The organism is Shewanella sp. NKUCC05_KAH (genome assembly GCF_019345585.1).
GTDB lineage: Bacteria > Pseudomonadota > Gammaproteobacteria > Enterobacterales > Shewanellaceae > Shewanella > Shewanella oncorhynchi.
In genome coordinates this window covers 113,713-127,075 of sequence record NZ_JAHKQZ010000013.1, presented here as the reverse complement: position 1 = coordinate 127,075, position 13,363 = coordinate 113,713, and the positions used below count along the sequence as shown (strand labels likewise).

Sequence of the window (13,363 nt, the reverse complement as noted above, 5' to 3'; positions counted from 1 at the left end):
CTAAAACTGAGTTCCTCTCATCGTCCTTATTCCATTCCACGATTTAGTAGTACTAAGCTAGTCAGTCAACACCTACTAAGTTAACCATGGACATACAAGTAACCTTAAGTAGAATACTTAAATCATTGCTGATTTAAAACTTCTTTATAAATTGAGCTAAATATCAGACCACTTAACCCCTACCCAAGTAATAAACCTAATCCATTCTATAACTTCATATTGCGATAGAGTCTAATTTAGTTAATCAGCAACATAAACAAAACTACCTTAAGCGCTAGCGACTTATTACTTAATCATTTTACAATTTATAAAAATCGTAAAACCGCAAGAAAAAATCAAAGACCAAAAATAAAATATTCACTAGCTTTTAAAAATAACATCAAACAAAGAAAACTACTATTTGACATCACAAAATTTAAAATAAATCATTAGTAAACCAATAAAACTTAAGTTATATTTAGCAAAAATAAAAACACCATTAATCTGCTTTTTAATGACTTAATAATAACTTATTTTTGGCCGAGTGCTCTTGCGCAAAAATGATAATAGCTGACTTTACCAACATGACATTCCATACATTCTGCCAATGTTATGGCGTTCATGTTGAATGTTCAAACGATCCCAAAGGAGATAACACATTTAAAAACTTTAAAAGTTCAATAAACTAAAACGTTATAAATCAAGATAAATTTATCTAAATAACAAAAGCTTGTATTTTTACAATCAAAATAAGACACTTATTTAAGGACAAATCATGTTAAAAAAACTTCTAACGCCTATGCTGGCTATTTTCCTTCTACTCTCAGGTTGTGCCACAGTACCAATGGCTTCACAAGAGGAAGATGCAAAGCTTAAGACATTCCAGAAGCCAGCTGACAATAAAACAGGGATTTATATATACCGCAATAGTTTTGCGGGTCAGGCTCTAAAGAAAAATATCTATATTAATGGTGAGATGATTGGCGAATCTGCTAATAAAGTCTACTTCTACAAGGAAGTCGAACCAGGTGAGCAAACACTTTCTACCGAATCAGAATTCAGTGAAAATAATTTAAAACTATCGACAGAAGGTGGTAAAAACTACTTTATCGAGCAATATATAAAAATAGGTGTTTTTGTTGGCGGTGCGGGGTTGCAGTCAGTAACTGACGGTGAAGGCATGAAGAATGTTAAAGAATGTAAACTTGCCAAATAGTTTATAGCTAATTTGTGCTTTTATAAAAATTCAGCTGTAACAACATAGCTTATCCAGTTGTATCTTTAATAATCACACCTTTTAAAAAGTTCTAGAAAACAAAAAACCAGCCAAATGGCTGGTTTTTATGGTGCATTTTATCACTATGATTGTCAGCTAATGAGTAAACCTTTTACTGTTTAGCCAATTCCCACTCATTCATCGTCGATAAAATGACTAACCGAAATACCTTGTTCGACTGCATTACGCCTGTGGGCGCATGGCAGGGAACAGGATCACGTCACGGATAGTATGAGTGTTAGTGAACAACATCACTAAACGGTCGATACCAATACCTTGACCTGCCGTTGGTGGCAAACCGTGTTCCAGTGCAGTGATATAGTCTGCATCGTAGAACATAGCTTCATCGTCACCTGCATCTTTCGCGTCAACCTGTGCTTTAAAGCGGTTGTCTTGATCTTCAGCATCGTTCAGCTCGCTAAAGCCGTTAGCCACTTCGCGGCCACCGATGAAGAATTCGAAACGGTCAGTGATGAAATGGTTGTCATCATTACGACGTGCCAATGGTGAAATATCCGCTGGGTAGCCAGTGATGAACGTCGGTTGCATCAATTGCCATTCAGCAGTTTCACCGAAGATTTCTTCAAGCAGCTGACCACAAGTCCAGAATTTCTCAATCTTCATACCTAAGCTTTTCGCCAAATCGCGCATGAATTCAACATCTTTCACTTGCTCATAGGTCATAGCTTGGATAGTGGCGTTATCAGGATTGTACTTCTGAATCGCTTCTAACATGCTTAAACGTGCGTATGGGCCGCCGAAATCGACTGTGTGCTCGCCGTAGGGCATTTGCGCACTGCCGAGCAGTTCGATAGCAATCGAGCTGAGCATTTCTTCGGTGAGGTCCATCAGATCTTTGTAGTCTGCATAAGCCATATAGAATTCCATCATAGTGAATTCTGGGTTATGACGTGGCGACAGACCTTCGTTACGGAAGTTACGGTTGATTTCGAACACACGCTCAAAACCACCCACCACTAAACGCTTCAGATATAATTCTGGCGCGATACGCAGGTACATTGGCATGTCTAAGGCGTTGTGATGGGTGATAAAAGGACGCGCCGAAGCACCACCTGGGATCACATGCATCATAGGGGTTTCAACTTCCATGAACTCTTTTTTGATCATGAAGTTACGAATTGCAGAAACCACTTTAGAACGCATGATAAAGGCATTGCGCGAATCTTCGTTAACGATGAGATCCACGTAACGTTGACGATAGCGCATTTCTTGATCGGCTAGACCATAATAATCCGCAGGCAATGGACGCAGCGCCTTGGTCAGTAGCTCGTACTGTTCCATGTTGACGTATAAGTCGCCTTTGCCAGACAAATGCAGCTGGCCGGTTACACCTATGATGTCACCGATATCCAGACCTTGAAAACGCTCTTTCAAATCAGCTTGTACGCTTTTTTCAGCGTAAGCTTGAATACGGCCAGACACGTCTTGGATCACTAAGAAAGGACCACGCTTTGCCATGATGCGGCCAGCGATGCTGGTCTTAAAACCTAAGGCTTCGAGTTCTTCTTTAGTGCTTTGACCATACTGTGCTTGCAGTTCAGCCGCTTTATGGGTGCGACGGAAGGTATTTGGATGGGCATTAGCACTACAGTTTGGGCGGATGCTTTCTAGCTTGGCACGGCGCTCGGCGATCAGTTTGTTCTCATCAATTACTTGTTCAGTCATCTTATTTCTCGTCTATACCTTGAATTAATTACAGCCCAGATTTCAAACTGGCTTCGATAAACTTATCCAGATCGCCATCGAGTACCGCTTGAGTATTGCGGGTTTCAACGCCTGTGCGTAAGTCTTTAATGCGGGCATCGTCTAATACATAAGAGCGAATTTGACTGCCCCAGCCGATATCAGACTTAGCGTCTTCTGCGGCCTGTTTGTCGGCATTTTGCTTGAGCATTTCTAACTCAAACAGTTTTGCTTTCAGCTGCTTCATCGCAGCATCTTTATTTTTATGCTGTGAACGGTCGTTCTGGCACTGCACGACGGTATTCGTCGGTAAGTGGGTAATACGAATCGCCGATTCCGTTTTGTTAACGTGCTGACCACCCGCGCCCGATGCGCGGTAAGTGTCAATACGCAGATCCGATGGGTTGATATCAATCGTGATATCGTCATCGATTTCTGGATAAACGAACACAGAGCAGAATGACGTATGACGACGACCCGATGAATCGAATGGCGACTTACGCACTAAACGGTGCACGCCCGTTTCGGTACGTAACCAACCGAACGCATATTCGCCAGTGAATTTAATGGTCGCGCCTTTAATACCGGCCACGTCACCATCGGTCACCTCCATCAACTCAGGGCTAAAGCCATGGGCTTCGCCCCAACGTAGGTACATACGCAGCACCATGTTGGCCCAATCTTGGGCTTCGGTACCACCACTACCAGACTGAATGTCTAAATAACAGTTTGACGCATCTTGCGGGCCGGAGAACATACGACGGAATTCAAGATCGGCAAGGCGGCTTTCGAGATAATCCAGCTCTTTACTGGTTTCATTGAAGGTATCTTCGTCTTCCTCTTCAATAGCCAGCTCGAGTAAGCCTTCAACATCTTCAAGACCTGAGTCCATATCGTCTATGGTTTTGACCACAGCTTCTAGGCTGGCGCGCTCTTTGCCTAAGGCTTGGGCGCGCTCTGGGTCGTTCCACACTTCTGAACTTTCAAGCTCACGAGTAACTTCTTCTAGACGCTCATTTTTGGCATCGTAGTCAAAGATACCCCCTAAGAAGCTCCGTGCGCTCGGCAAGCTCCTTAATTTTGAATTTTACTGGATTAACTTCAAACATGAGTTTTCAACTTTCTTTATTTGGCCGCTTTAATTGATCTTCCACTAAAAGGGGCGGTGATTAACAGTATTTGCAACCGCGCATTTTAACCTAACCAGACTGGTAAACCTAGGGGTGCACTGTTCATTAAATGGGATAACAAGGATTATTTTCCAAGCTAAAAGACCACAGCACTAACGCCGAGACTAACAAAAAGCAATGAGTTAAGACTGTGATCTTACTTAAATTTAGCCAAGAATTTAGCCAAGATAGTGCTATGCGCGAGGCCAATGGCTGACACACAAGCGATCTCCTGCCTAAAAAATCCCCATAATATCAAAGGAAACACAACTAAAAAGGCCTGATAACGCCAACCCCATCACGACTAAATTAGAACAAACATTCACCAGCGCACAGTCTGGGCGGGTTTGTGATTCAAGCTGCAATTTTGCAGCAAACTTCACTCGCCCATAAGCGTCTTCTAAAGCTGTCTAGGTATACTCGAAACAACCTAAGCCTGCAGCCCCGCGCTATAGCAGCTAAGCACCCTACATATAAAAAGGCCATGGGATGATAGAACTTCAAATTGATGACCAAGTGTTGTCGGTTAATCCGACCGATAACCTACTGCAAGTGGCGCATGCTGCAGGCATAGCAATACCCAGCTTATGTGATCCCAGCGCAGCCTCGCAGCAATTAGGCATTCACGAACATGCAGACAAGCAAGCCTGCAATTTGTGTGTCGTCCAGATTGAGAACTCCGACGCCAGTTTGCGCTGCGTACGCGCCTGTGAAACGTCCGCCACCGTCGGCATGCGAGTCATAACTCAGTCTGAATTCTTAAGCCAAAAACGCAAACAAGCGCTGACTGAAATCTTGAGCGATCATTTTGCCGATTGCGAAGCCCCCTGCCAACAAGCATGCCCTGCGGGCGTCGATGTGCAGAGTTACCTGTATCACATCGCCCAAGGCAACCATACTGAAGCCGTTAAAGTCATTAAACAAACTTTGCCGCTGCCACTCTCCATTGGCCGTGTCTGCCCTGCTTTTTGTGAAACACAATGTCGCCGCGGGCTGGTCGATGAGCCCATTGCCATACGTCAATTAAAACGCCACGCCGCCGATCTCGACTTAGCTGATGGCGAAAATGGGGGCATGAGTTATGTGCCGCCACGCCAAGCCGACACGGGCAAAAAAGTCGCCATTATCGGTGCGGGTCCAGCAGGGTTAAGTGCCGGATATTACTTATCAAACCAAGGCCATAGCGTTGAGATATTCGAATCTATGCCACAGGCGGGTGGCTGGCTGCGCTATGGCATTCCTGAATATCGCTTACCTAAGGCGATACTCGATAAAGAAATCGAACTCTTGTGCCATAACGGGTTAACCATCCACACAGAAACGCGTCTCGGTCACGAGATACATTTAAATCAATTAGTTGAAGATTTCGATGCCGTTTGTCTTGCCATTGGCGCCCAAAAAGCTGTGCCAATGGATTATCCAGGTAGCACACTCGCAGGTTGCTACTTAGGTGTCGATTACTTAAAAGATCATTGTCTCGAAAAGACACTTATTTTAGGTAAGAAAGTCGCCGTCATTGGTGGTGGCAATACCGCTATTGATTGCGCCCGCACAGCGGTGCGTGAAGGCTGTGATGTCACCCTAATTTACCGTCGTACCCGCGCAGAAATGCCCGCCGAAGCTTACGAGGTACACGAGGCCGAAGTCGAAGGGGTGAAGTTTCATTTTTTAACCAATCCGCTTGAAAACCATAGCGATGCGCAAGGTAGAGTACATTCTGTCACCTTCGCTAAGATGGCACTCGGCGAAGCCGATGCCTCTGGCAGACGCGCTCCCGTTGATACTGGTGAAACCTTTACCCAAGATTTTGATACTGTGATAGCCGCAGTATCACAAACTCCCGATATGAGTTTTATGCAAGATCCCGCGAGCCACTTAAGTAATGGTGAACTCGCTCTCAGCCGCTGGAATACCTTTATTGGCTGCGAGCACACTATGTCATCAGGGGTTGAAAAACTCTTCGTGGTGGGGGATGCGCGCCGCGGTCCTGCCACCGCAGTCGCCGCCATAGGCGATGGCCATAAAGCCGCCATCGCCATAGATAAATTACTCAAACAAGGCCTAAGCTGTGAGCTGCATGCCACTGAATTTAATTCATCAAAAGCAGTCGGTAACACAATAAAACAAGGCTTGCCAACTACCGAGCTCTACCCCTCTGTCGCACGTAAAGCCCGTTTAACCATGCCCGAATTGAACGCGGTGCAACGTTTACTCAATTACGGCGAAGTCGAGCTAGGCTTTGCTCCCGATGCCGCCATGCAAGAAGCTGCGCGCTGCCTCGAATGCGCCTGCCAAGCCAATACGGATTGTAAATTAAGGGACTATGCGACCGACTACCATGTCGAACCTAAGTCACTCAGCACTCAAAGCGTGCGTAAGTTTTCGGTCGATAAATCGAGTCCGTTCATTCAATTTGATGCAAATCGTTGTATTAGCTGCGGTAAGTGCGTCGATGTGTGCCAGTTGCAGAGTGGCCATTGTGCGATTCAATTTGCCCATGATTCCTATCAAGCGCTGCCGCAAGACATAAGTGAAACCGCCACGCGCCGAGCACCGAGAGTCGGCTTTAGCGCTAGCATGGCCGACAGCAAATGTGTGCAATGCGGCAACTGTGTGCAGGTTTGCCCAACGGGTGCACTCGTCGATGCGCGGGATAAACGCCAAGGCGATGAAACGCCACTCAAAACCGCCTCAACGATTTGTACCTATTGCGGCGTAGGCTGTCGGCTTGACCTTAAAATCGATACCAGCACGAATCAAATCCGTCATATCGAGGGCAATAAAGAGTCTGTGGTAAACCAAGGCATGTTGTGTGTGAAAGGCCGGTTTGGTTTCGATTTTATTCACAGTGAAAAACGCCTCACCACGCCACTCATTCGTAAAAATGGCCAGCTCACGCCAAGTAGTTGGCCTGAAGCCATCGCCTATGTGGCCGAACATTTACAGCAAATAAAACAGCAACATGGCAGCAATGCACTGGCAAGCTTGGCCTCGGCAAAAGCCACCAATGAAGAAAACTTCCTCCTGCAAAAATTTGTCAGAAGCATACTCGGCACCAATAACATCGACCATTGCGCCCGTCTGTGCCATTCATCCACAGTCACTGGGCTACAGCAAAGTATCGGCAGTGGTGCAATGACCAATGACATTCCGAGCATTCAAGCATCGGATGTGATTTTTATCATAGGCTCAGACACCAGCAGTGCTCACCCGATCATCGCCTCGAAAATTAAGCAAGCCGTGGCTTTGCATGGCGCGAGACTAATGGTAGCAGACCCTAAACGTGTCGCCATTGCCGACAGTGCACAGCTTTATGTCGCCCACAGACCCGGCACAGACGTCATGCTACTCAATGCGATTATGGCGGAAATTATCCGCAACGACTGGCAGGATAAAAGCTACATTGCCGCACGCACCGAAGGCGTGGATGCTCTCTATGCTGAACTGGCAAAAACAGATTACAGCCTAGAAAACGCAGCCTTGATAACAGGCGTTAAAGCCGAAGATATCGCCCGCATCGCCCAAACCATAGGAACGGCCGATAAAACCGCAATCTACTATGCCATGGGCATTACCCAGCACACGACGGGACACGACAATGTCACCGCCATATCTAATCTACAACTTCTATGCGGCAATATTGGGGTTGAAGGTGCGGGGATTAACCCGCTGCGGGGACAAAGTAATGTGCAAGGTGCCTGTGATATGGGCGCACTGCCTAACTTCTTCAGTGGTTACCAAAAAGTCACCGACATTCACGCCAGAATGCGTTTCGAGGCACATTGGCAAACGCCGTTATCGGGAGAAATTGGCGTGACCGCCACCCATATGATGCATGATATTTCCAAAGGGAAAATCAAGGCTTTATATGTAATGGGCGAAAACCCCGTATTAAGCGACCCAGATCAAGCCCATGTGCTTAGGGCGCTTAATGCAATCGACTTTTTAGTGGTGCAGGACATCTTCCTCACCGAAACCGCCGAGCTTGCCGACGTGGTTCTGCCCGCCGCAGCCTTTGTCGAAAAACGCGGTCATTTCACTAATACTGAACGACGAGTGCAGCGACTCGAACAGGCCCTGCTACCGCCAGGTGAAGCCCTGCCCGATTGGCAGATTGTCCAAGCCATTGCCAATGCGATGGGTGCCGCTTGGGATTACCCTAATGAAGAAGCGATTTGGCAGGAAATCAATGAGCTGATACCACAATATCGCGGCATTACTTGGCAGCGATTAAGCACTGGAGTTGACGGTAAAATTCCCCAAGGTATTCAATGGCCTTGCCCAGATGAAGCTCATCCAGGTACTCCCATTATGCACCAAGGGCAATTCACCCGCGGCTTAGGTAAGTTCACGCCAGTGAGTTATCGCTTACCCGCAGAAATGCCCTGCAGTGAGTACCCGCTCACCCTCTCGACCGGACGTTTACTGGAACAGTTCCACACAGGCACCTTAACCCGTAAAACGGCTGGACTTGACTTACTCGGCTCGCCTAAAGTAATGATTTCAGTCTATGATGCCGAGCAACTCGGCATAGGCAATGGCGATAAAATCAAACTCACTACCCGTCGCGGTGAAATTGAAATCGACGCCTTTGTGACGAAAAGAGCCCAAGCTGGCGTACTATTCCTGCCCTTCCATTTTGTTGAAGCGGCGGCGAATAAACTCACCATCAATGCGCTCGATCCTGTCGCTTTTATCCCAGAATATAAGGTCTGCTCAGTAAGGGTTGAGCGGGTTGCCGAGAAAATTGATTAGAATGAACTAACTAGGCTGGATTGGCTAAAGTAGATGGATTAAGTGCTCTTCAAAAAGGTAAATAAGCCAAATAAAAACGGGAGACTTTAAGTCTCCCGTTTTTAATCAAGATTGCTGCAATTAAATCTTAAACTGTCCCACTAAATCTTAAACTGTCCCACTAACTTGCCCAAGTTAATGCCTTCTTCCGAGACTGTCATACTGATCCTAGCGGCATCTTCGCTGGAATGAAGCAGCTCGTTTACAATCTCTTGGATGGCATACACGTTACGGTTAATTTCTTCGGTTACTGAACTTTGCTCTGTCGCCGCGGCCGCAATTTGGGTACTCATATCATTAATAGCCGTTACCGCTGAAGTGACTGAACCTAAACTATCGGAAATTGTGCGAGAAGAATCCACCGAACGTACACAGCTTTGCTGACTCTCTTCCATGGCTTTCACGGCTTGGGTCACTAGCTTATGCAGTGCCGATAACATCTCGTTAATTTCCAACGTGCTAGCTTGAGTTCGACTGGCTAAATTACGCACCTCATCGGCGACCACAGCAAATCCACGACCCTGTTCACCAGCACGGGCCGCTTCGATGGCGGCGTTTAATGCCAATAGGTTAGTTTGCTCGGCAATACCGCCAATGACAGAAAGCACGCTGTTGATCTTCTGTGATTGCTCGCTGAGTGACTTTATACTGCCCGCCGCATTGTTGATTTGCGACATTAAAGACGCAATCTCCTCAAGCGAAGCATCAACACAGCGCTGAGCATTTGCCACATCACCAGTAGCAGCGTGAGTCGCTTCGGCTACTTGAGTAGTATTCTTAGCCACTTCGTTCGCAGTGGAGGACATCTCAGTGATTGCAGTCACCACCTGATCGGTTTCATTGTTATGACTCACCAACTGGCTCGACATGACTTTAGTTTGATCATGAATCGCATTGGCTGCCGTTTTTACTTTAGCCGTCGCAGTCGCGACATCGCCGATAATATGCTGAAGTTTATCGACAAAGAGGTTAAAGGAGCGCCCAAGTTGGGCAATTTCGTCTTCACCTTTTACGGTAAGTCGCTTGGTTAAATCCCCTTCGCCCTTAGCAATATCATTTAAGTTATCGGCCATATTCTTGATTGGCACGACCATACGGTGGGCGGCAATCATAATGATAAAGCCAGTAATACCCGTAAGGAAAAGCGCTATCAGCAAAATCGCGAAGGATTTTTCTGCCATTTGCTCAGTCACTGTCTCGCGATAATCTTCTACAACAGCTTCAATATCATCGATATATGCCCCAGTACCTAACATCCAGTCAGTACCTGGTATCATCATGGCGTAACTGATTTTTTCAATCTGTTCATTAGTATTAGGTTTTTGATAGTAATATGAAAAACTACCATCGCCACGTTTAGCGGCATCGAGCAGACCGACGATAATTTTAGTGCCGCGGGGATCTGTCATATCCATTTTATTTTGCCCTTCTAAACTCGGTATTAGGGCATGGAAAATATTTTTCCCTTGAGAATCATACATGAAGAAGTAACCCGCACTGCCAAAACGTATGTCTCTTAGCGCTTGATTCACATTCCCTTGTTCTTTTAACGATAATTGGTAATTCACTATACCAGCGGCAATTTCGGTAGCTTCTTTGATTTGTTGTTTACGTTCACCGACGAGCTTAGATCTAAAGGTAACCACCTCATCGGCAAGCGCATCTTGCTCAACATAATAAGAAACCGACATCAACACCAATAATGCGAGGATCAAAGGAAACAGCGACAGCAATAATAATTTATTGCGCAAACTCAACTTAGACATACTTGAATGCTCCAAAGGATTACAACTTGTATCTTCGGAGTATAGCTAAGATTGTTGTATTTCTATGCGCTTAAAGTAACAAAATCTTAATCTTGCTCAATAAACATTCGATTAATAACGACTCAGTTCAAAGCATATTAAGCAGCACACCACATACACTAAAGCCTAATACCAGTTGTAGCATAGGTGGTTTAAATAACTTTAATGCACCAAAACCGAGCAATACCAAGGCCATATCTTTACCTGAGAATACCGCCTGAGAAAACACGGGTTGATAAAGTGCTGCGGCAAGTAAGCCAACAACACAGGCATTCACTCCCGCTATCGCGCCAGCAATTTTTGGTCTTGCGGCAATCGCATGCCAACTTTTCAACCCCACCAGCATGAGTAAAAAACCGGGTAAGAAAATGGCTGCGGTTGCGATGCAAGCTCCCATGAAGGGCTTATCTAACATCACTTCAGCGCCTAAAAAGGTCGCAAAGGTAAACATAGGTCCTGGCACTGCTTGGGCAAAGGCATAACCTGTCAGAAAACGATCGCCACCTATAGTATCACCCACCGCAGTTTCCAACAGAGGTAGCACAACATGACCACCACCAAATACTAAGCTCCCTACGCGATAAAACTCACCGAAGATCCAAGCTTCAGAGCCTAAATCCACGATAAAAAAACTGCCGATGAGTAACACAAAAAAGAGCAGTAAATATATATAATTCAATCGAATCGGTGCAAGCGGTGCAGTGTCATCTTGCGTCGCACTCAATTTATAGATGCCGATAGTCGCAGCGCCGAGTAACAGCAGGATTTGCGTCCACATCGATGGCGCAATCAAAATTGCCGCGGCACTGACTAACATTAATAGGCGTGCGGATTTGCGTTGGCAGAACTGTTTAAACATGGCGAGAACGGCATCGGCAACCACAACGACGGCCATTAACTTAAGCCCATAAATCATCCCTTGAACATAATGATTGGCGAGCCATGCGGACGTTGTTACCGCCAGTAAGTACATCAAAATAAAGGAAGGTAGTGTAAAACCGGCAAAAGCAGCAAGCGCGCCAACAAGCCCGCCTCTTTGATAACCAATGGCGAAGCCCACTTGGCTCGACCCTGGCCCCGGCATAAATTGGCTTAAGGCAACCAGACTGGCGTAACGCTTATCATCGAGCCAACCGAGTTCATTTACGAAGGTCTGGCGAAAATAACCAATGTGCGCCGCAGGTCCGCCAAAACTCATCAAGCCCAAGGTAAAAAAGCGTAGGAAAATCTGTAGCATAAATCGCCGCCCATCAATGCATAAAGTGCTGAAGATTATGCCACTAAAAAGACACTTTGATGAAGTTTCACGCGAGCAGCGCAGATAAAAGTATTGCAAAGACTCTACATGGTAGAGTCCTTATGATTGTTTGAGCGGACTTCAAGAGTCGTAAAGCGAGTGAACACAAATGCTTAGTGATAAATTGATGAGCTAAAAAATTAATCCTTCACCAACATGACTAGTACTTCGAAGTGATCCGTGTGGGGGAATAAATCAAATAGCTGCACTTTGGTTAAGTGATAGCCTTGAATATGTTCGAGATCTTTCGCTAAGGTTTTGGGATTACAGCTTGAATAGAGAATCGCCTTAGGGGCAAACTCGCTTAAAGACTGACATAGCGCCTCGCCAATACCGCGCCTCGGCGGATTAACTATGATCAAATCCGGCTTATCGGCAGCGCTTTTACCCTTAGCAAAGTCGGTGGAATCGAGCGCCATAAATTGCACGTTTTCGAGCCCCATCATCTGCGCTGACATTTGCGCGCAGGCAATCGCTTCAGCTTCAATTTCAATCCCTGTGAGGGTAATGTCATTGGATGCACAGTGCAGTCCGAAACCGCCTACACCACAGAAGAGATCCCATAACGAATGAGGTGAAAACTCGGCAACCCATTCACGGGCAGTTTGATATAACTGAGCCGCAACGTGTGGATTAGTTTGGAAAAAGCTTTTAGGCCGAATGAACAAAGGCACATGATTAAAACGTTCTTCAAGCCTAGTATTCTCAGTTAAGAAAATCTCTTCATCACCCTCAAGTATTGCCATATGAACCGGTTGGATATTGACTGACACCACTTTTATTTGCGGATATTCAGCTAATAATGCAGGTAATTCACGTTCGATACGTTCGATACTATTGGTGGACCGCAGTACAAACCGCAGTAGATATTCACCACGCACTTGACTGCGGGTCAGCAGAATAAATTTAAGTTCACCCTTGGCTCTATCTACCCGATAAGGAGGAAGTCCAGCCTGCTGCACAAAGCGTGTTAAGCGATGTAATAAATCTTGCATATCAGATGGATATAAAAGGCAGTCGCAAAGATCTACCGCCTCGCCACTTGGGCCCACAATCCCCAACACAGGCGCATGGGCGGCGCCTAAGGCCACCATTTTAGCTTTATTACGAAAGCCGCTGTCCTCGCCAATTACCGGCGGCTGAAAAATATCGGGCAAATTAGCTGGGATAAAAGGCGCGAGTAGTTGCTGTAAAGTTTGAGTCTTAACCGCCACTTGCTGCACCATAGGCTGTTGTATATGCCGGCAAGAAAGGCACAGACCTTGGTTAAAATAACCACATTGCTTGATGGTATTTACAATAGCAGCACTCACGGCAGATCCTAGATATCAGTAAAAAA

General features: G+C 45.9%; 7 protein-coding genes. 2 read left to right on the top strand and 5 right to left on the bottom strand.

Annotated features, from left to right (window positions below):
* The first annotated feature begins 754 nt into the window (after window positions 1-754).
* Entirely contained in the window at window positions 755-1,195 is a 441-nt protein-coding gene (locus KO533_RS13200; RefSeq protein WP_105250059.1) for a DUF2846 domain-containing protein, read from the top strand.
* 243 nt (window positions 1,196-1,438) lie between these two features.
* Here the strand turns inward: KO533_RS13200 and lysS are convergent, their stop codons facing one another.
* Window positions 1,439-2,941 carry a lysine--tRNA ligase gene (gene lysS / locus KO533_RS13195; protein WP_168824901.1) on the bottom strand — a complete coding sequence of 501 codons (1,503 nt, stop codon included), beginning with the start codon at window positions 2,939-2,941 and terminating at the stop codon, window positions 1,439-1,441.
* Window positions 2,942-2,969: 28 nt separating this feature from the next.
* A protein-coding gene (gene prfB, locus KO533_RS13190) for a peptide chain release factor 2 (protein WP_168824900.1) occupies window positions 2,970-4,068 on the bottom strand; the annotation gives its coding sequence in 2 pieces (ribosomal slippage) (window positions 2,970-3,992 and window positions 3,994-4,068; 1,098 coding nt in all).
* Between the two features lie 549 nt (window positions 4,069-4,617).
* Here prfB and fdhF point away from each other — a divergent pair.
* Window positions 4,618-8,883 carry a formate dehydrogenase subunit alpha gene (gene fdhF / locus KO533_RS13185; RefSeq protein ID WP_219254563.1) on the top strand — a complete coding sequence of 1,422 codons (4,266 nt, stop codon included), beginning with the start codon at window positions 4,618-4,620 and terminating at the stop codon, window positions 8,881-8,883.
* 140 nt (window positions 8,884-9,023) lie between these two features.
* On the opposite strand, the gene KO533_RS13180 is transcribed toward fdhF, so the two are convergent.
* The 3 genes from KO533_RS13180 to rlmC all read right to left on the bottom strand — a co-directional run bounded on the left by KO533_RS13180 (window position 9,024) and on the right by rlmC (window position 13,337).
* Window positions 9,024-10,688, bottom strand: a complete 1,665-nt coding sequence (locus KO533_RS13180) for a methyl-accepting chemotaxis protein (RefSeq protein ID WP_105250062.1) — start codon at window positions 10,686-10,688, stop codon at window positions 9,024-9,026.
* 127 nt (window positions 10,689-10,815) lie between these two features.
* Complete coding sequence (chrA, locus tag KO533_RS13175; protein WP_219254561.1) at window positions 10,816-11,964, bottom strand: chromate efflux transporter; 1,149 nt, start codon at window positions 11,962-11,964, stop codon at window positions 10,816-10,818.
* A 200-nt stretch (window positions 11,965-12,164) separates the two neighbouring features.
* On the bottom strand, window positions 12,165-13,337 hold the full coding sequence (rlmC, locus tag KO533_RS13170) for a 23S rRNA (uracil(747)-C(5))-methyltransferase RlmC (protein ID WP_219254559.1): 1,173 nt from the start codon (window positions 13,335-13,337) through the stop codon (window positions 12,165-12,167).
* Window positions 13,338-13,363 lie beyond the last annotated feature (26 nt).